Below are 19109 nucleotides of genomic sequence, written 5' to 3'. Positions count from 1 at the left end.
GTGCCGGGGTGGTTCCGGGTGCTGGTGCGGTTCCGGGAGCGGGCGCGGCCCCTGGGGCTGGAGTCAGGCCCGGTGCCGGAGCCGTACCGGGCGCTGGAGCCGGCGTTGGCGGGGGTGTCGTGAACCTTCCCGGTGCAACTGGTCCGGGCGCCGGAAGTCTTCCGGGCGCCGGGACGATACCGGGTGCGGGTGTCGGAGCGGCGTCTGGGGCTGGAGCCATGCCTGGTGTCGGAGGTATGCCGGGCGGTGGACTGCTGGGCGCGGGTATGTCCGGCACGGGAGTGCCCGGCGCCGGTCTGCCCGGCGCAGGCTTGCCTGGCGCGGGAGCACCCGGATCTGGGTTGCCCGGCGCGGGAGTGTCCGGTTCCGGGATGCCCGGTGCCGGGACGGTACCTGGCCTGGGCGGGACCCCAGGGTCCGGTGCTGTCCCTGGTCCGGGAGGCACCGGCCCGGTGGCGGTCTCGGCCCCGGGTACCAGCGGTTCCCTCGGAAGGCTTTACGCAGCGAACAGTCCGCCGCCGGCCGTTGGTTCGGCGGGCAGTATTCCGCGCGTGGCCCAGCCACCCGCGCTGGGGGGACCGACAGCACTGGCGCGTGCCTCGTCCTCAAGCAATGAGACGGAAACCCCCGCACCGCCACCGCCCCCCGGGCCCAAGGCCCCCGAACGCCCCGCCCCCACCTACCAGGTGGGCCCCCGCAGCTACCCGAACCCGATCTCCGGCCCCGGCAGCATCTGACACGAGCCAACCCGAGGTTGCGCCACACCTGGCGCTCCCGGAGGGGCTCGCCACCCCGGATCCTCCCCATCCCCGATAACAGGCTTTCGCGGCGCGAACGAGCCGAACCCGTCCACGTGCACCAGACTGGCGACATGACCAGTGAGGTTGAAGAGCGCGTCGTGCGGGCCGTCCGGGACATTGCCGCGACGCCCGGGAGGATCTTCGAGCTGATCGCGGATCCGCGCCTGCAGCCGGTCTGGGACGGCAACGACAATCTGGCCCGGGCCGAGTCGGGTCAGCGGGTGCGGGCGCTGGGCGAAGTATTCGTCATGGCGCTGACCCGGGGTGGGATCCGGGAGAACCGGGTGGTGGAGTTCGAGGAGGGCAGGCTGATCGCCTGGAACCCGTCCGAACCCGGTTCGACGGCGCCCGGTCATCTGTGGCGCTGGGAGCTGGAGCCCCTGGACGACGCGAACACCCGGGTCACACACACCTACGACTGGTCGCAGCTGACCGACGAACGGCGCTTCGGGCGGGCCCGCGCCAACACCGAAGAGGCCCTGACGTCGTCGCTGCGCCGGCTGGCCGTGGCGGCCGAGGCTCCCAACCGGAACTAGTTGCCCCACACCGCCACGCTGCGACGCACGGGCACGGCGTGCGGGTCGGCGGCGAAGAGCTCGGGGGAGCGGCGGCGGATGCGCTCGACGTCTTCGAACACCGCGCGCAGATGGCCGCGCAGCGTGGCCCGGGCGGCCTCGGTGTCGCCCGACAGCACCGCCCCGAGCACGTCGGCGTGCTGGTCGATGAAGGGCCGGGGCGAGGCGGCGTCGTAGAGGCCGAGGCGGCGGGCCCGGTCCAGGTGTCCTTTGGCGGAAGCCACGGCGGACCAGGAGTTCCCGTGCCCGCTGAGGCTCATCAGGTGATGGTGGAACTCCTCGTCGAGGCGGAAGAACTCTTCCCGGTCGATGTCCGGGACCTGTTGCTGCGCCAGGTTCTCGCGCAGGGCGGCGACGAGGTCCGGGTCGGGGGAGACGGGTACGTCGTCCAGGGCGCTCAGTTCCACGGCCTCACGCAGGAACTGGGCGTCGGCGACGCGCCCGGCGTCGACCCGGGAGACGAACGTGCCCACCTTCGGGAAGACCTGCACCAGACCCTCTTCCGACAGCAGGATCATGCTCTCGCGCACCGGGGTGCGCGACACCCCCATCTCGGCGGCCAGGTCGTTCTCCGACAGCGCGGTGCCCGGGGCCAGCTCGAGGCCGAGGATGCGGCGGCGCAGCGAGTCGTAGACGGCCTGCCGGCTACTGCCACCAGCTTTTCGGGGGGACATGGTGGCCATCGTAATGGACCGCCATTCTGCGGCACACTGCTGATGAACAAGTGCTTGTATACTAGTGCTGCATCGCACGGTGACCGCCGAAGGAGATGGGTCAATGAGCACGATCGAACGTGCGGAGGTCTTCGTCGCCTCCCCGGGACGGAACTTCGTCACCCTGAGGATCACCACGTCGGACGGCGTGACCGGCCTGGGTGACGCCACCCTCAACGGTCGTGAGCTCGCGGTGGCCAGCTACCTGAAGGACCACCTCGTCCCCCTGCTCATCGGCCGTGACCCCGCCCGCATCGAAGACATCTGGCAGTACCTCTACCGCGGCGCCTACTGGCGGCGGGGCCCGGTCACCATGACGGCGATCGCGGCCGTGGACATGGCCCTGTGGGACATCAAGGGAAAGGTCGCGAACCTGCCCGTCTACCAGCTGCTGGGCGGGCGCTCGCGGGACGGCGTGATGGTCTACTCGCACGCCTCCGGCACCGACGTGCCCTCGCTGCTCGACGACGTGGCGCGCTTTCGTGACCTGGGCTATCAGGCCATCCGCGCGCAAACGGCCGTACCTGGCATCGGCGGTTCCTACGGGGTGCGCAAGGGCGTGGTCTACGAACCCGCGAGCACGAGTCTGCCCGACGAGCAGCCCTGGTCGACCGAGGCCTACCTCGACTTCGCCCCCACCTACCTGACCCAGGTCCGCGAGAAGTTCGGGTTCGGGTTCCACCTGCTCCACGACGTCCACCATCGGCTCACCCCGATCGAGGCCGCGCGCTTGGGCAAGGCGGTCGAGGACGTGCGCCTGTTCTGGATGGAAGACCCGACGCCGGCCGAGAACCAGGACGCGTTCCGGCTGATCCGTCAGCACACCACCACGCCGATCGCGACCGGTGAGATCCTCAACTCGATCTGGGACGTCAAGGACCTGATCACCGAGCAGCTCATCGACTACGTGCGCACGACTGTCACCCACGCCGGCGGGATCACGCACCTGCGGCGGATTTTCGACCTGGCCGCGCTCTACCACGTGCGCACCGGGTCGCACGGCGCCACCGACCTGTCACCCGTGAGTCTCGCCGCCGCCGTGCACGTCGACCTGACCGTGCCGAACTTCGGTATCCAGGAGTACATGCCGCACGTGGCCGAGACGATGGAGGTCTTCCGCACCGGTGTCACGCTCGAGAAGGGCATGCTGAACCTCTCCGACGCACCCGGTCTCGGCGTCGAGTACGACGAGAAGGCCGCCGAGCGTCACCCCTACGACCCCAGATATCTGCCGGTGGCGCGTCGTCTCGACGGGTCGGTGCACGACTGGTGAACGGCGAGAATCCCAGGGTGGTCCCCCAGCCCCCGGGGGGTGGGCACCGGCCGTCGTCCCACCTGAGTCTGAACGGGCTGGGAAGGCTGGCCGAGGTGTGCCGCCCCGCCGTCGATCCCCGCGATCTGCGGGCCCGGCTGGTGCATGTCGGGCTCGGCGCCTTCCACCGCGCTCATCAGGCCGTTTACACCGAGGCCGCGTCGGCGGCGACCGGGTCGGACGCCGGGATCGTGGCCGTCGCCCCGCGCGACGCCTCCGTGGTGGCCCGCGCCCGAGCCCAGGATCACCTGTTCTCCGTGACCACCCGATCGCCGGAGGGTGCCAGCCCGAAGGTGGTCGGATCGCTCGTCGGTGCGCTGCACCTGGCCGACGACGCGGCGGAGCTGAACCGGCTCATCGCCTCGCCGGAGGTGACCACCGTGACCCTGACCGTGACCGAGAAGGGCTACCACCGGGTGCCGGGCGGCGGCCCGCTCGACCTGGCCGATCCCCGGATCGCGAGTGACCTCGAGGCGGCGGGTCAGGCGGTATCGGCCGCCGGGGCTCGTGGCACCAGGCCGGGCCGGGCCGCGGGAGTCGTTCGGACCGTGCCGGGCGCTCTGGCCGTCGCCCTGGCCGGCCGGTTCCGCTCGTCCGGTGCCCCGATCGACGTGGTGAGCTGCGACAACCTCGACGGCAACGGCCCGGCCCTGGCCACGGTGGTGCGTGACTTCGTCACCGCGGCGAACTGGCCCGACAGCGCCCGGATCGTCGAATGGCTCGGCCGCGACGTGGGTTTCCCCTCGACCGTGGTGGACCGCATCGTGCCCGCCACGACGCCGGACGATCTTGACCAGGCGCAGGCCGCGCTCGGGACGCGTGACGACCTGGCCGTCAGCGGCGAGCCGTACAGCCAGTGGGTGCTGGAAGACGCCTTTCGCGCCGTCCGGCCCGCCTGGGAGCACGGTGGCGCGCAGTTCGTGGCCGACGTGGTCCCCTTCCAGCTGACCAAGCTCCGCCTGCTCAACGGAAGCCATTCCGGCCTGGCCTATCTGGGCCTGGCCGCCGGCTGCCGCACGATCGGTGACGTGCTCGCCACCGGCTGGGGCGAGACATTCGTGCGCGGGTTCGGGGCCGAGGTCGCGGCCTCGCTCCCGCCCGGCGGCCCCGACCCGGCGCAGTACGTCGAGGCTCTCGTCGCCCGCTTCGCGAATACCGCCGTCCGGCACGAGCTCCGGCAGATCGGCGCGGACGGATCGCTCAAGCTGCCCCAGCGATGGGTGCAGGTGCTGCGCGACTCCTCGTCCCGGCCCGGCGACCACCAGATCCTCGCCCTGGCCGCCTGGGCCAGTGCGACCCGTCCCGATGCATCCTCCGGTGGCCTGCTCTTCGGCACCCCCGACCCGGCCGCGGACGCCCTGATGAACTGCTGGACCGGCTCGCCCGGGGGAGTGGTCGCGCGCCTGCTGAGGGTGCTGGGTGCCCCCGACCTGGCCGACGACGAGGCTCTGACGAGCGCCACCGAAGCCCTGCTGCCCGACCTGGCCCGAGGCGTCATTCCCAGCTGAAGGCCGCGGCGCTCCCCATCCCCCGTGATCATGCAGAAGCTCCCCGGAGTTCTAGAACTCTCATGAGCAAAGTTCTAGAACTCCGGGGAGGATTTGCATGATCACGAACAAGGGGGTTTTGGTCTCCCCGGGCCTCTTGTTCTGACGTACAGAGCTTGTATATTTCACCTGCCACACAAGGTCGATGAGCAAGGGAGCAATCGATGAGTACGGAAGCTTCGGCGGTGAGCGACACGTCGCCACCCGCGCGGTCCACGCAGGATCTGGCCCGCGCGGCCGTGTCCGGGTGGCTCGGCACGGCGATGGAGTTCCTCGACTTCCAGCTGTACTCGCTGGCGGCGGCCATCGTCTTCAACGAGATCTTCTTCCCCGACGTCAGCCCCGCGATCGGCCTGATCGCGGCGATGGCGACGTACGGGGTCGGCTACGTGGCCCGGCTCGCGGGAGCCGTGTACTTCGGGCGGATGGGCGACCGGATCGGCCGTAAGCGGGTCCTGTTCATCACGATCGCGATGATGGGTCTGTCGACCACGCTGATCGGCGCGCTGCCCACCTACGGTCAGATCGGCATCCTGGCCCCGATCCTGCTGGTGGTGCTGCGGCTGGTGCAGGGCTTCGGGGCCGGCGCCGAGATCGCCGGTGCCTCGGTGATGCTCGTGGAGTACGCGCCGAAGGGCCGCCGGGGCCTGATCTCCTCGCTGATCGCCCTGGGCACCAACTCGGGAACCCTGGTCGCGACCGGGATCTGGGCGCTGCTGCTGGCCACGCTGTCGGACGACCAGCTGCGCAGCTGGGGCTGGCGGATCCCGTTCCTGCTCAGCTTCGTGCTGCTGATCCTGGCCCTCTGGATCCGCCGCAACGTCAAGGAGAGCCCGGTCTTCGAGGCCCGGGACGACGTGGTCGACGGCGTCGCGCTGAAGCGGGAGGAGCTGCACGGCGAGAGCAAGCTGGAGGCCGGTCTCCGGCAGAACAAGGGCAAGGCGTTCTTCATGGCGCTGGGCCTGCGGATCGGCCAGGCCGGTAACTCGGGCCTGGTGCAGACCTTCCTGGTCGGCTACATCGGCACCACGCTGGGCCTGGACAAGTCCGTGGCCACCGACTCGCTGCTGGTCGGCTCCGTGCTCGGTTTCGCCACGGTGCCGGTGGTGGGCCTGCTCAGCGACCGGTTCGGTCGCCGGGTCATGTACATGGGCATCAGCGCGATCTCGATGGTGCTGGCCTTCCCGATGCTGCTCCTGGTCACCGGCGGCAGCACGCCGGGCCTGGTGATCGGCATGATTCTCGGCTACAACGTGTCCGTGCTGGGTCTTTTCGCGCTGGAGAACGTGACGATCTCCGAGCTGCTGGGCGGTCGCAACCGGTTCACCCAGGTCGGTCTGGCCAAGGAGATCGGCGGTATCGCCACCGTCGCCGCGGGCCCGGTGATCGCGGCCGGCCTGACCGCCGCCTTCGACAGCTGGTGGCCGATCGCCGCGATGCTCGTGGCCTATTCGTTCATCGCGCTGGTCACCGCGTACCTGATGCCCGAGGTCGCCGACCGTGACCTGTCCGCCCTGGAGGACGCCGTATGAGAGCCGCTGTGGTGCACGGTCCGGGTGACCTGCGGATCGACGAGCTGCCCGACCCGCAACCGGGTGAGGACGAGGTGCTGATCGCCGTGGAGTGGGGCGGAATCTGCGGTTCCGACACGTCCTACTACCGGCACGGCGTCTCGGGTACCGCCCAGCTGCGGCACCCGTTGGTGCTGGGTCACGAGATCGCCGGTCGTCTGGTCGAACTGGGGACGAGGGTCACGGGTCTCGAGGTCGGGCAGCCGGTCACGGTGCATCCGGCCACGCTGGTGGGCGACGGAGTGATGCCCGAACGGCTGGCCGGGCGCACCAATCTCTACACGCCGAGCCGGTATTTCGGGTCGGCGGCGTTCGACCCGCACACCGACGGCGGTTTCAGCGGGTTCCGCACCGCCCGGGCCGACCAGGTCCGGGTGCTCCCCGACGGGGTCAGCACGCAGCACGGTGCCCTGGCCGAGCCGCTGGGAGTGGCCTTCCACGCCGTCGGGCGGCCCGGGAAACTGCACGGCAAGACCGTTCTCGTGAACGGCGCCGGGCCGATCGGGTCGCTGGTGGTGGCCGCCGCCAAGTTCTGCGGCGCGGACACGGTCATCGCCTCCGACGTCAGCGACCGGGCCCTGGAGATCGCCCGGCGGATGGGCGCCGACGAGACCGTGAACGTGGCCTCGGGCGGCACCTTGCCGCCGGACGCCGAGATCGTCTTCGAGGCATCGGGCTCGCCCCGGGCCCTGGGGCCGGTGCTGCGGGCCACCGCGCGCGGCGGCACCCTGGTGCAGGTCGGCAACCTGCCCGGTTCCGAGATCCAGACCGTGCTGGGTGATCTCGTCACCCGGGAGATCACCTGGATCGGCTCGTACCGGTTCGTCGACGAGATCACCGACGCGGTCGAGGCCCTGGGCGACGGGCTCGACGTGTCGCCGCTGATCACCCACACCTTCGAGCTCGAGCAGGCGGCCGAGGCGATGCACGCGGCCCTCGACCCGGACAGTGGTAGCAGTAAGGTCATGCTGCACATTGGCTGACAACCGCGACGATCGGAACTTCACGTGGCTCTGACGGGTAACGGAGTGGTCACCTTCGGCGAGACGATGGCGCTCCTGACGCCTCCCTCGGCCCCGCGGCTGCGGGACGGCGCCCAGATGCAGCTGGGGATCGGGGGCGCCGAGTCGAACGTGGCGATCGGCCTGGCCCGGCTGGGTTTTCCCAGCACCTGGATCAGCCGGGTCGGCGACGACGACTTCGGCACGCTGATCGTGCGGGAGATCCGGGCCGAGGGCGTGAGGGTGCTGGCCGGTCGGGACGCCGCCGCCCCGACCGGGCTGATGGTCAAGGAAGGCCGGGCCGGGCGCACCACCCGGGTACGGTACTACCGGGCCGGCAGCGCGGCGTCGCGGCTGGACGTCGCCGATGTCGACCGGCACGCCGAGGCGATCGCCGGGGCCGCGATCCTGCACGTCACCGGGATCAGCCCGGCCCTGGGCCCCGGCCCGGCCCGGGCTGTGCCGGCGGCGGTCGAGATCGCCCGGCGCAACGACACCTTCGTCTCCTTCGACGTCAATCACCGGGCGGCGCTGTGGTCGTCCGAACAGGCCGGACCGGTGCTGGCCGATCTGGCGCGGCGGTCCGACCTGACCTTCGCCGGCCCGGAGGAGGCGTGCCTCCTGCTCGGTGAAAACCCGCGTTCGGTGGCATCGTTCGAGGAGGGCGAGAAACTGGCCCGGCTGCTCGCCGCGGCGGTCGGCGGTGTGGTGGTGCTCAAGCTGGGGGCGCTGGGCGCGATTGCCCTCCAGGGCGAAGACGCGCACCACGGCCCGACCACGCCGATCGTGGCGACCGACCCGGTCGGCGCGGGGGACGCGTTCGTCGGCGGATACCTGGCCGCCCTGCTCGAGTCCGGCTCACCGCAGCAGTGTCTGGCTCTCGCCAACCGCATCGGTGGGGCGGTGTGCCAGGCGCCCGGTGACTGGGAGGCCCTGCCGACCCGGGCCGAACTGGACGCTCTGGACGCGTCCACCGACGTCGTCCGCTAATTTCCGCTCTGAACCCCCTGACTTCTGAGGAGTCGTCGTCATGACCGCCCCGTTGCTCGCCGCCCACCCGGTCGTCCCCGTCGTCGTGATCGACGACGCCGACCAGGCCGTCCCTCTCGGTCAGGCCCTGCTGGCCGGGGGGATCGCGGTGATGGAGGTGACGCTGCGCACCGCCGCCGGGCTGGAGGGCATCCGGCGGCTCCGCGCGCTGGAAGGGATGACGGTGGGCGCGGGTTCGGTGCTGACGGTCGAGCAGGTAAACGAGGTGGTGGACGCCGGGGCCACGTTCGTGGTCAGCCCGGGCATCTCACCCGACGTGGTCCGGCGGGCGCAGGCCCTGGGAGTGCCGGCGCTGCCAGGCATCTCGAGTTCCACCGATCTGATGACGGCGGTGTCGCTCGGCCTGAAAGAGGTCAAGTTCTTCCCGGCCGGCCTGCTCGGTGGCCCGGCCATGATCAAGGCCCTGTCGGCGCCGTTCGGTGGTATCACCTTCATGCCGTCCGGTGGCGTCGGCCTGGCCAATCTCCGGGAATACCTGGCGCTGCCCTGCGTGCCGGCGGTCAGTGGTTCCTGGATGGTCGAGAAGTCACTGGTCAACGGCGAGAGGTGGGACGAGGTCAGTGCTCTCGCGGCCGAGGCGGTCGCGGCAGCGAGAGCTGCCCTGGTCTGACCGGAGGCAGGAGCCGGTCTACGCCGTCGACCTGGGCGGCCGAGGTCGTGCCGACGTCGGCCGGAGACAGGCCGGTCTCCGGCCGCGCGCTCGAACAGTGACGTCCAACGAGCGTCGGACAGGACTGGCCGGGTCGAGAGTGCCCGCCGGTCGGCCCGACGTCATATCGTCTTGCCTGTGGATCGCACGGAAGCAACCGACCGGCAGCGTGAGAAGTCCGGGCCACCGGACCTGGCGACGGCGTTCCGGCAGGCCTCGCGTCAATCGCTGGAGGCGGTCGAGCAACTCGCCAGTGGTCTGAGCACCGCAGTCGTGGCTTCCTCCGTCCTCTTCCTGGTGGTCGTCACGGCCGCGTTGTGCCTGGTGGGAGTGGGGCTTCCCCTGGCGCCGGCCGTGCTGTACCTGGTGCACGCAGCGGCCTCCCGGGAGCGCGACCGGCTCTCGCGCTGGGGTGAGCCGGTGCTCGGCCCGCCTCGGCGCATCACGAATCTTCGGGCGGCGCTGGCTGACTCGACCACGCGGCGCGAGCTGGGGTGGTTGCTGGTGCATGCCCCGGCGGGTTCGCTGCTCGGCCTGATCGGGGTCCTGTTGCCGTTGATGGCGTTGCGCGACGCCTCGTTCCCGCTCTGGTACCCGTTCCTGCCGCCGCGCACGGGCAGCGCGTCGATCGGTTTGTGGACGGTGGACACCTGGCCCGGGGTGCTGGTCGTGTTCCTGATGGGTGTCGGCTGGACCGCGATCCTGCTCGGCCTCACGCCCGGAATGGCCCGGTTGCAGGCGCGTCCGGGCCGCCGGTGGCTGGCTCCGCCGCCGGGGACCGACCTGACCGGGCGGATCGCCGAGCTGACCTCGTCGCGGGCCAATGCCCTCGACGCGCACGCGACGGAGCTGCGGCGGATCGAGCGCTCGCTGCACGACGGTACGCAGAACCGGATGGTGGCCGTCACGATGCTGCTGGGTACGGCGCGGCGGGCGCTGGCGCGCCAGGACCGGGAGCTGGCCGACCGGGTCATCGCGCAGGCGCAGGACGCCGCCGAGGATGCGCTGAAGGAGTTGCGGGGGGTGGTGCGCAGCATCCTGCCGCCGGTGATCGAGGACCGGGGTCTGGCGGGGGCGTTGTCGGGTCTGGCCGCGAACTGCGGGGTGCCGACCGCGGTCGACGTCGAGGTGCCCGGCCGGTGTGCCGCATCCGTCGAGGCCACAGCATATTTCGTAGTGGCGGAGGCGCTGACGAACGTGGCGCGGCATTCGGGGGCGGGCGCGGCCGCTGTTAGGCTGCGCCGCCGTGACGAGCGTCTCCTGGTCGAGATCGAGGACGACGGTCACGGCGGCGCGGACGAGGCCGGCGGTTCGGGTCTGGTCGGGATGCGCCGCCGGGTCGAGGCGCACGACGGCAGCGTCACGATCGACAGTCCCGTGGGTGGGCCGACAGTGCTGAAGGTGGAATTGCCGTGCGGATCGTGATCGCCGAGGACGATGCCCTGCTGCGGGAGGGACTGGCCTCGCTGCTGCGGGCGGAGGGGCTCGACGTGGTGGCGACGGCGGACGGGCCGGAGCCGTTCCTGGAGGCGGTGCAGGAGCAGAAGCCGGATGTCGCGATCGTCGATGTCCGGATGCCGCCGACACACACCGACGAGGGCATCGTGGCCGCGGTCGAGGCACGCCGCCGGCATCCGGGGCTGGCGGTACTGGTGCTGTCGGCTTATGTCGAGAGGTCTTTCGCCACGGACCTGCTCGCCGGTGGGGCCGACGGTCTGGGGTATCTGCTGAAGGAGCGGGTGGGGCGGGTCGAGGAGTTCCTGGTCGCGCTGAACCGGGTGGCCGGGGGCGGTACGGCGATCGATCCGGAGGTGGTGGCGCAGTTGATGACACGTCATCGCCCGGATGCCGGGATGGAGCGGCTGAGCCCGCGCGAGCGCGACGTGCTGGCGCTGATGGCCGAAGGGCTCGGCAACACCGCGATCGCGGAGAAGCTGGTGGTGACGGAAGGCGCGGTGCACAAGCACATCCGCAGCATCTTCGCCAAGCTCGACCTGGCCCCGGCCGATCACACCGACCGGCGCGTGGTCGCCGTCCTCAAATACCTCGACGAGAACCGGACGTCCTGATGGTTCACTGGGCGGATGGCAGACACGGCTGAGATCCTGCGCCTGCATCAGCGGGGTGAGTCCACGCTGCCGCGCGCGGTCGCGGTGCTGATGCTGGACGTGTGGGACGTGGGGGACGACCGGCCCCTGAGTGCGCGGGTGCTGGTCGAGGTGCACGAGCCCGGTCTGCCCGCGCATCCGCGGGTGGTCCTGCGCGGTAACGGGGTGGCGTTCGCCATGTTCCTGCGGCAGGACGGTTCCCGGGTGCGGTCGCTGGCGGCCCGGGCGGTGGCGCTGACGGAACAGTCCGTGGGTGCCGATCATCCTTACGCCGCTACGCAGCTGGGGCATCTGGCGGTCGCGCTGACCCGGGTCGGGGAGTGGAGCCAGGCCGCCGACCTGCTGGAGCGGGCGCTGGGGGTGACGGTCGCCGCGGTGGGGCGCTCAGACCTGCGGGTGGCCCGGCACATGAACAACCTGGGTCTGGTACGCCTGCGGCTGGACGACCCGGAGTCCGGTCTGGCGATGCTGGAGCGGGCCCGGTCGATCGCCGGGCAGGAGGGGTCGGCGGGGCCGGAACTGGCCGCGGTGGCGAGCAACCTGGCCCGGGCCCGGTTGATGACCGGTGACGGCGAAGGGGCCCGGCAGGCGCTGGCGGAGGCGACGCAGCGGGCCGAGCGTCTGGGCCGGGTGCGCCGTCCGGAGGCCGCGGCGTACGCGAACAATCTCGCGGTGATGCTGTCGGCGCACCTGGGTCTGCCGATCGCCGCCCGGCCCCTGGCCCGGCAGGCGCTCACGCTGGGCGAGAGCAGTGGGCACGGCACGATCGACACCTACCTGCGCAACCTGGCCGCGGTGATGCGGGCTCTGGGTGAGGAGGAGACCGCGCGGGACCTGGAAGCCCGGGCGGTCCGGCTGATTTCCTAGGGGTAGCGGCGGAAGTCGCGGCCGGCGGCCAGGCGCCGGTCGAGCAGTTCACGCAGGGACATGGACTCGCCGTCGCGCGCGCCCCGCCCGACGGCCAGGGGCGGGTCGCCGGGGGTCAGGCGGACCCCGCGCAGCCGGGCGGTCAGGCCGGCGGGCGTGATGAGGGTGTAGAACCCGCCGTCCTGGTCCACGGCCAGGGGGCCGCTGGGTTGCAGGTACCAGCCGAGCAGCCCGGTGCGGTAGGTGGCGCTGCCGCTGTAGGCGCGTGCCCGCAGCGGCTCGGTGGGCAGGTCCAGGGCGCGGGCGCGGGCCACGAAGCCGGCCACGATCTGCCGGGCCTGGAGCGTCTCAGCCTGCTCGGCCCGCTGCCGGGCCCGGTCGTGGGCCTCGAACGCCTCGCGTCGTCGCGAGGGCCAGTCATCCATGAGGTGGACGGTACGCCACGAACAGTTCTAGAACTCCGGGGAGGTTTTGCATGATCACGGCCAAGGGGATTTGTGGTGATCAGGCAGACCTTCCCCGTAGTTGCCGGGTGATGCCGGCCTCGGTCTCGGTCCAGTCCGCCACCCGGGTCGCGTCGCTGGAGACGCGAGGGCCCTGGGGGCCGAAGAGGTAGCGGTGGGGCACGACGTCGGCGATGGCGGCGTGCACGTCGGGTCGGTCGTCGACGAAGTGGGTCAGGCCCAGTTCGAGGCAGTGGAGTCGCTTGTCGCGGCGTTCCCGGCAGAACCGCAGGTGCTCGGGCGGGATGCCGGTGAGGGCGTGGAAGTCGTGGGCGGCGAGCCAGCGCCGGCTGCGTTGCTGCACGCGCTCGCCGCACTTGGAGACGAGCCAGGCCCGTCCCTCGAAAAGCTCGGTCAGGCGGGCGATCGCGGCGAAGGCTCCGGCCATCTCGGGGGTGGCGAGCATGACCGACTCGTTCCCGCTGAAGAAGGCCGTGTCACCGCCGTCGGGATGGGCGGATCCGTCGATGATGACCCGGCCGATGTCGATGCCGAGCCGGGGCTGCGGTTCTGGTTTCATGATCCCCAGCCTGGACGATGCGGGGCTAGGGCGGAACTATTCATCCACGGCCCGGAAATAGGCGCAGGCTATAGTCAAAGCATGGACTCGGACGGGCTACGCGCCTTCGCGGTGTTCGCCCGCCACCTCAACCTCACCGCCGCGGCCGCGGAGCTGCACATCGCCCAGCCGTCGCTGCACGCCAAGATCCGCAAACTCGGGCGCACGCTCGGCGTGGAGCTGTACGAGCGCGAGGGGCGGGGGCTGCGCCTGACCCCGGCCGGCCTGAACCTGGCCCGCTTCGCCGCCGAGAACACCCGCCGCATGAACGATTTCGTCGCCGAGCAGCAAGGCCGGCCGACCTCGGTGACGATCGCGGCCGGGCAGGGCGCGTTCCGCTGGGTGATCGGCCCGGGCCTGCGCCGCATCGTGGGCAGCCACCGGGCCCTGCAGGTGCGCACACAGAACCGGGAGGGCAGCCTGCGTGACGTACGCTCCGGCCGGGCGGATGTGGGCGTGTTCGCCGGGGACCCGCCGCCGGGCGGCTTCGCCTGGAGCGAGATCGCGCGCTATCCGCAGGTTCTCCTGGTGCCGGCCGGTCATCGCCTGGCGGGCCGGAAAAGGGTTGCGATGAGCGACCTGACGGCCCAGCCCCTGGTGCTGCCGCCGGCCGAGCGACCGCACCGCCGGCGTCTGGACCGGGCCCTGCTCGACGCCGGGGTCGACGTCACCGTGGCCGCGGAGGTCGACGGCTGGGACCTGATGACGCACTTCGTGGCCCTGGGGCTGGGGGCCGCGGTGGTGAACGGCTGTGTGCTGCCGCCCGAGGGTGTGGCCGCCGTCCCCGTCCGCGACCTGCCGCAGGTGCCGTACTGGGCGGCGTGGCGTCCGGAGCGGGACGACCTGTCCGCCGACATCGTCGAGCACCTGGTGACCGGATGAACCACAGCCGCTTCCTCAGTTACGTGTTGCGTCACCATCCGGAGGCCATCGGGCTGCACCTGGACGCGGCGGGCTGGGCCGACGCCGGAGAGCTGCTGCAGGCACTGGCCGCGCACGGGCGGGCGCTGACCCGGCCCGACCTGGAGGCGCTGGTCGCCGCCTCGGACAAACAGCGTTTCCAGCTGGAGGGCGGCCGGATCCGGGCGGCCCAGGGGCACTCGATCGACGTGGAGCTGGGGCTCGAGCCCCTGGCACCGCCGGAGATCCTGTTCCACGGCACCCACCCCGGCGCGATCGCCGCGATCGCCGCCGGGGGACTGCTGCCGATGGGCCGCCGGCTGGTGCACCTGTCGGCCGACGAGCAGACCGCCCGCACGGTGGGCGCGCGCCGGGGCCGCCCGGTGGTCCTGCGGGTGCTCGCCCGGGCGGCCCACCGGAGCGGTCACCCCTACTTCCGCGCGGCCAACGGTGTCTGGCTCACCGACCGGGTGCCGACCCGGTTCCTGTCCACCGAACCGTCGTGACGTGCGTCCTTACTTGTTGCGTTCCTCCCAGGTGTGCAGGTCCACGTAGTCGCGCACCTCGCTGATCAGCCCGTCCTCGAGCTCGACCACCCCGACGCACTCGATGAAGATCTCCCGGTCGTCGTGGGTGAAGAACCGGTCGAGGCGCTCCATCCAGACCCGGTCGCCGTCCACCGCGGACTCGGTGACCTCCCAGCTGATGCGCTTGTACATGGTGGCCTGGCCGGAGAACATGCCCCGGATGTGGTCACGCCCCTGCACCGGCGGATGCGGCATCGCGAAGTAGTAGACGGCGTCGTGGGTGAAGCAGTCGGCGGCACCGATCGCATCGCGATTGCTGATCCGCTCCAGCCACTGGGTGACGATCGGCGGCAGGACTTGGCTCATGACGCGAGATATTACTGCGCGTGGCCAAGGGATGACGGAATCGACACATTGATCACCGCGTCGGCGCAGTCCCGGCCGATCAGCGGGGCGAACTTCATCAGGTTCTCCCCGTACACCGCGAGAACCCCGCCCCGGCGCCGGTAGTGGATGCCGTCGGCGAGCCCGTCGTAGGGCGTGCAGTACACCCGGTCCACGATGCGCGGCTCGACGAGTTCCAGTTCGGCGCGCACGTAGTCGAGCGTCGCGGCCTCCAGCGCGGCCAGCGCCGCGTCCCGCCCGACGGTCCACCCGATCGCCTCCGGGCCCAGTTCGAGCCCCACCGCCCAGTGGCCCGGGGTGCTGGAGTGCTGGTAGGTGGGAAGACCGGAGGCGGAGGTGGTGATCCAGGCCGGTGGCCCGATGGGGGCCGTGGCGCGCAGGGGGAACGTGAAACGCGCGTGATGGTGCAGTGCGAGGGGCGTGTAGAGGCCCACCTGGGCGGCGAGCGGTCCGGTCGCGGCGCCGGCGGCCAGCACCACCTGGTCGTAGCGATGGCTGGAATGGCTGGTGTGAACCGTGACACCCTCGGGCCCGGCCTCCAGGCCGTGGACGTGCTCGCTCCGGATCGCATCCCGGCACCGGTCGGTGAGCAGTTCGCGGATCCGGTCCACCCGGATCACGCCGCCGGCCGGGTCGATCAGCGAGTGCTGCGCGGTGATGGACGTCGGCAGGCGCAGCTGCGCGGAGCCGGGCCCGACCAGGAAGTGCTCGGCCCCGGCCTCGGTCATCGCGTCGGCCCACCCGTGCACGTCGTCGCCGCTGACCACCGTCCCGACCGCCTCGATGAGATCCTGACCGGCGGCTTTCTCCCAGTCGCCGAAGAGCAGGCGGGCGTGCCGGGCGGCCTCGACCAGGTCGGGCACCTGGTGGGCGTAGCGGAAGATGCGCGACTCGCCCACCGAGCGCTCGCCCATCGGGGCACCGCGCTCGAAACAGGTGACATCCATCCCGCGCGCCAGGAGTTCGCTGGTGGTGGCCAGCCCGACCACTCCGGCACCGATCACGGCAATCGACATCGCACCATCATGACCGGTCGGTAGGCCGTGTGCTTGACTGCGGCCTGTGCTGGACGTGCTGCTCACCGGTGGTCGGATCGCCGACGGTACCGGGGCCGAGCCCCGGAGGGCGGACGTCGGGGTGCTCGACGGCCAGATCGTGTCGGTCGGGTCAGCAGGCCCGGTCGAGGCCCGGCGAGTTGTGGACGTCCGTGGTCGCCTGCTGCTGCCGGGTCTGGTGGACGCGCACTCGCACGCCGAGACGCTCATCGGCACGCCCGAACTGGAGCTCGCCTGCCTGCGGCAGGGGGTGACCACGGTGATCGTCGGGCAGGACGGCGTCTCGATGGCCCCGACGGCCGGTCTGGTGGCGACCGAGACCTCCCGGTACTTCGCGGCGGTCAACGGGCCGTTCGCGCGCGGGTTCACGGTGGCGGAGCTGCTGGATCACTACGACCGGCGCGGCGCGCTGAACGTGGCCTACCTGGTGCCCGGCGGCACCCTGCGGGCATCGGTGCGGGGTTTCGGTGCGGGCCGGCCCGGAATGGAGGACGAGGACCTCGCTCGCGAGGTCGCTCTCCTGGAGAGCGGGCTGGCGGCGGGGGCCGTGGGACTGTCCACCGGCCTGGAGTACGTGCCCGGCGGCCTGGCCGGGATCCCCGAGCTCGTGCGGTTGGGCCAGGTGGTGCGCGAAGCCGGCGGGGTGCACGTCTCGCACATCCGCGGCTACGAGCAGGACGCCCCGGCCGGGATGGCCGAGTTCCTCGCGATCGGCGCGCAGTCCGGGGTCCGCTCGCACGTCTCGCACTTCCACGGGCCGGCCTCGCTGCTGCTGCCCGAGGTCGCCCGGGCCCACGACCTGGGTGTCGACCTGACCTACGACACCTACCCCTACCGCCGCGGTAACACCATCCTGGCGATGCTGGCCCTGCCCCGTTCCCTGCAGGACGCCGCCCCCTCACAGACCCTGGCCCGGCTGCGCTCGCCCGCCGTGCGCGAGCAGCTGCGCACCGACTGGTTCCCCGGCCTGGGCGACCTCTTCCCCCGCGTCACCCTCTCGCACGTGCCCGCCCCGCCATGGCACTGGGCCGAAGGACTTTCCCTGACCGAGGCGGCCGACCGGGCCGGCCTGGAGGCCGGCGACCTGGTCTGCGAACTCGTGCTCGCCTGCGACCTGGCCGTCGGCTGCGTGGTGCGCCAGCCCGCCGCGAACACCCTCGACGACATCCGTACCCTGCTGAGACAGCCCGAGCAGATGGGCAGTTCCGACGGCATCCTGATCGGCGGCCACCCGCACCCGCGCGGGCGCGGGGCGTTCGCCCGGATGCTGGCCCGCCACACCCGGGACCTGGGCGACTGGACCTGGGGCCAGGCCGCCGTGCACCTGTCGGCCCGCGCCTGCGAGCGTTTCGGCCTGGCCGGGCGCGGGCAGATCCGGGAGGGCTACGCGGCCGACATCGCGGTGCTCGATGTGCCCGCGCTGGCCGACACCGCGACCTACGAGCAGCCGCTGAACCTGGCCGAGGGTGTCGACACGGTGCTGGTGAACGGCGAGATCGTGCTGGAGAACGGGCAACTCACGGGCGCGACGTGCGGCCGGGCCCTGCGGCGAGGGGAGATCAGGCGGTGAGCACTCTGGAAGATCTTCCGGTCGCGCCGACGGAGAAGGGCTGGGGGCCTCTGGCCGCGCGGGGCGAGGTCAGCGCGCGCTCGCTGCGGGCGGCGCCGATTCCCCTGCACGGCGGTGATTTCAGTTTCCCGCTGGCGGTGCTGGATCGGGCGGCCCTGGCGGGCAACATCGCGGCGATGGCGACCTGGTGTGCGGCGCAGGGCGTCGAGCTGGCCCCGCACGGCAAGACCTACATGTCGCCCGAGATCGCGCACCAGCAGCTGGAGGCCGGGGCGTGGGCGATCACGGTCGCGAGTGTGGCGCAGTTGCAGGCCTATCACGCGCACGGGGTGCGCCGGTTCATCGTGGCGAACCAGCTGGCCGACCGGGCCTCGATCGCCTGGCTCGCCGGGGTGGTGGATGCGCAGGTGTGGGTGAACGTCGACTCCGTCGACGGGGTCACTTTCCTGGCGGACGAGCTGGCGCGCTCCGGTGGTTCGGTGAATGTCCTCGTGGAGCTGGGTCATCCGGGTGGGCGCACCGGGGCCCGGTCGATCGCGGTGGCGCTGGAGGTGGCGCGGGTGGCTCATCAGCGGCCTCAGCTGCGCGTGGCCGGCGTCAGCGGTTACGAGGGCACGCTGGGCCATCACGGGCTGCCGGAGGAGAACGCGCGGGTCGCGCAGTGGGCGCACGAGCTGGCGTCGCTGGGGGCCACGCTGTACGGGAAGGGGCTCCTGCCGGACGGTTACGTGGTGACGGCCGGGGGCAGTGCCTTCCCGGACGTGGTGGCGGCGACCCTGAAGGGCTCGGTGGGGGCCGGTGATCCGGTGGTGGTGCTGCGCAGCGGTGCCTACGCCGTGCACGACGACGGCTACTACGCCTCGGTGACCCCGCACGACCGCGGGGCCGACGGCCCGGCGCTGCGCCCGGCCCTGTCGCTATGGGTGCCGGTGCTCTCGCGCCCGGAGCCGGAACTGGCCCTGCTGCTGCTCGGTCGCCGTGACGCCGGGTTCGACGAGGGGCTGCCGATCCCGCGTGAGGTGCTGCACCGCGACGGGCGCCGGGTGGCGGCCGGGGGCCTGACCGTCACGGCGCTCAACGACCAGCACGCCTTCCTGTCCCTGCCGGCCGGATCCGACCTCGGGCCGGGCGACCTGGTGCACGTGGGTATTTCGCACCCGTGCACCACGCTCGACAAGTGGCGCGTGATCCCGGTGATCGACGAGGACGAGCGCGTGGTGGACCTGGTGCACACCCTGTTCTGAGGGGTGGTCAGCGAGCGCACGCCGGGGTCCGGCGCCAGCCGGGCCCGACGGCCGGCACGGGCAGCGCCGCGATCGTGAAACCCCCGGGCAGACGCCGGAAGGCGCGATGGCGCAGGGGCTGCAGGACGGGGCTGGACATCGGGCGAACGCCCA

The 19109-nt window shown here is 71.8% G+C and carries 20 protein-coding genes; 14 read left to right on the top strand and 6 right to left on the bottom strand.

The annotated features are described in order from the left end of the window. Window positions 1-871: 871 nt before the first annotated feature. On the top strand, window positions 872-1336 hold the full coding sequence (locus LR393_RS29185) for an SRPBCC family protein (protein ID WP_231488225.1): 465 nt from the start codon (window positions 872-874) through the stop codon (window positions 1334-1336). Here the strand turns inward: LR393_RS29185 and LR393_RS29180 are convergent. Continuing rightward, a complete protein-coding gene (locus LR393_RS29180; protein ID WP_231488223.1) occupies window positions 1333-2049 on the bottom strand; it encodes a GntR family transcriptional regulator in 717 nt (238 codons plus the stop codon). The two genes, LR393_RS29185 and LR393_RS29180, sit on opposite strands and share 4 nt — an antisense overlap. 103 nt (window positions 2050-2152) lie before the next feature. On the opposite strand from LR393_RS29180, the gene manD reads away from it, so the two are divergent. The 9 genes from manD (at window position 2153) to LR393_RS29135 (ending at window position 12193) form a co-directional block, all read left to right on the top strand. Then, on the top strand, window positions 2153-3361 hold the full coding sequence (gene manD, locus LR393_RS29175; RefSeq protein WP_231488221.1) for a D-mannonate dehydratase ManD: 1209 nt from the start codon (window positions 2153-2155) through the stop codon (window positions 3359-3361). Between the two features lie 17 nt (window positions 3362-3378). Then, complete coding sequence (locus LR393_RS29170) at window positions 3379-4908, top strand: mannitol dehydrogenase family protein (protein ID WP_231488220.1); 1530 nt, start codon at window positions 3379-3381, stop codon at window positions 4906-4908. A 203-nt stretch (window positions 4909-5111) separates the two neighbouring features. Continuing rightward, on the top strand, window positions 5112-6479 hold the full coding sequence (locus LR393_RS29165) for an MFS transporter (protein ID WP_231488219.1): 1368 nt from the start codon (window positions 5112-5114) through the stop codon (window positions 6477-6479). Beyond that, a complete protein-coding gene (locus LR393_RS29160) occupies window positions 6476-7501 on the top strand; it encodes an L-idonate 5-dehydrogenase (RefSeq protein ID WP_231488218.1) in 1026 nt (341 codons plus the stop codon). The genes LR393_RS29165 and LR393_RS29160 overlap by 4 nt, the downstream gene beginning before the upstream one ends. A 24-nt stretch (window positions 7502-7525) precedes the next feature. Further along, window positions 7526-8509 carry a sugar kinase gene (locus LR393_RS29155; protein ID WP_231488217.1) on the top strand — a complete coding sequence of 328 codons (984 nt, stop codon included), beginning with the start codon at window positions 7526-7528 and terminating at the stop codon, window positions 8507-8509. Window positions 8510-8549: 40 nt separating this feature from the next. Continuing rightward, window positions 8550-9179, top strand: coding sequence for a bifunctional 4-hydroxy-2-oxoglutarate aldolase/2-dehydro-3-deoxy-phosphogluconate aldolase (eda, locus tag LR393_RS29150; protein WP_231488216.1), 630 nt, complete (start codon window positions 8550-8552; stop codon window positions 9177-9179). Between the two features lie 231 nt (window positions 9180-9410). After that, entirely contained in the window at window positions 9411-10643 is a 1233-nt protein-coding gene (locus LR393_RS29145) for a sensor histidine kinase (protein ID WP_345718946.1), read from the top strand. Further along, window positions 10631-11287 (top strand): response regulator transcription factor, encoded by a 657-nt coding sequence (locus LR393_RS29140; protein WP_231488214.1) that lies wholly within the window; start codon window positions 10631-10633, stop codon window positions 11285-11287. Before LR393_RS29145 ends, LR393_RS29140 begins: the two co-directional genes overlap by 13 nt. Window positions 11288-11302: 15 nt before the next feature. Then, the gene (locus LR393_RS29135; protein ID WP_231488213.1) at window positions 11303-12193 is read left to right on the top strand and encodes a tetratricopeptide repeat protein; all 891 of its coding nucleotides are present in this window, start codon (window positions 11303-11305) and stop codon (window positions 12191-12193) included. Here the strand turns inward: LR393_RS29135 and LR393_RS29130 are convergent. Beyond that, on the bottom strand, window positions 12190-12618 hold the full coding sequence (locus LR393_RS29130; protein ID WP_231488212.1) for a hypothetical protein: 429 nt from the start codon (window positions 12616-12618) through the stop codon (window positions 12190-12192). The two genes, LR393_RS29135 and LR393_RS29130, sit on opposite strands and share 4 nt — an antisense overlap. Before the next feature lie 79 nt (window positions 12619-12697). Next, entirely contained in the window at window positions 12698-13216 is a 519-nt protein-coding gene (locus LR393_RS29125; RefSeq protein WP_231488211.1) for a hypothetical protein, read from the bottom strand. 81 nt (window positions 13217-13297) lie between these two features. Here LR393_RS29125 and LR393_RS29120 point away from each other — a divergent pair, with 81 nt between their 5' ends. Beyond that, a complete protein-coding gene (locus tag LR393_RS29120; RefSeq protein WP_231488210.1) occupies window positions 13298-14137 on the top strand; it encodes a LysR family transcriptional regulator in 840 nt (279 codons plus the stop codon). Beyond that, window positions 14134-14661 carry an RNA 2'-phosphotransferase gene (locus LR393_RS29115; RefSeq protein ID WP_231488209.1) on the top strand — a complete coding sequence of 176 codons (528 nt, stop codon included), beginning with the start codon at window positions 14134-14136 and terminating at the stop codon, window positions 14659-14661. Before LR393_RS29120 ends, LR393_RS29115 begins: the two co-directional genes overlap by 4 nt. 9 nt (window positions 14662-14670) lie before the next feature. On the opposite strand, the gene LR393_RS29110 is transcribed toward LR393_RS29115, so the two are convergent. After that, window positions 14671-15048 (bottom strand): nuclear transport factor 2 family protein, encoded by a 378-nt coding sequence (locus tag LR393_RS29110; RefSeq protein WP_231488208.1) that lies wholly within the window; start codon window positions 15046-15048, stop codon window positions 14671-14673. An 11-nt stretch (window positions 15049-15059) separates the two neighbouring features. Then, window positions 15060-16103: an NAD(P)/FAD-dependent oxidoreductase gene (locus LR393_RS29105; protein ID WP_231488206.1), complete on the bottom strand. Its 1044-nt coding sequence runs from the start codon at window positions 16101-16103 to the stop codon at window positions 15060-15062. Window positions 16104-16149: 46 nt separating this feature from the next. On the opposite strand from LR393_RS29105, the gene LR393_RS29100 reads away from it, so the two are divergent. Further along, window positions 16150-17712, top strand: a complete 1563-nt coding sequence (locus LR393_RS29100) for an N-acyl-D-amino-acid deacylase family protein (protein WP_231488204.1) — start codon at window positions 16150-16152, stop codon at window positions 17710-17712. Continuing rightward, window positions 17709-18956 carry an alanine racemase gene (locus tag LR393_RS29095; protein WP_231488202.1) on the top strand — a complete coding sequence of 416 codons (1248 nt, stop codon included), beginning with the start codon at window positions 17709-17711 and terminating at the stop codon, window positions 18954-18956. The genes LR393_RS29100 and LR393_RS29095 overlap by 4 nt, the downstream gene beginning before the upstream one ends. A 7-nt stretch (window positions 18957-18963) precedes the next feature. On the opposite strand, the gene LR393_RS35875 is transcribed toward LR393_RS29095, so the two are convergent. Continuing rightward, a complete protein-coding gene (locus LR393_RS35875) occupies window positions 18964-19095 on the bottom strand; it encodes a hypothetical protein (protein ID WP_269328050.1) in 132 nt (43 codons plus the stop codon). Between the last annotated feature and the right edge of the window lie 14 nt (window positions 19096-19109).

Origin of the sequence: Kineosporia mesophila, from assembly GCF_021129235.1 — a bacterium.
Classification (GTDB): domain Bacteria; phylum Actinomycetota; class Actinomycetes; order Actinomycetales; family Kineosporiaceae; genus Kineosporia; species Kineosporia mesophila.
This window is presented reverse-complemented; position numbering and strand designations above follow the sequence as displayed.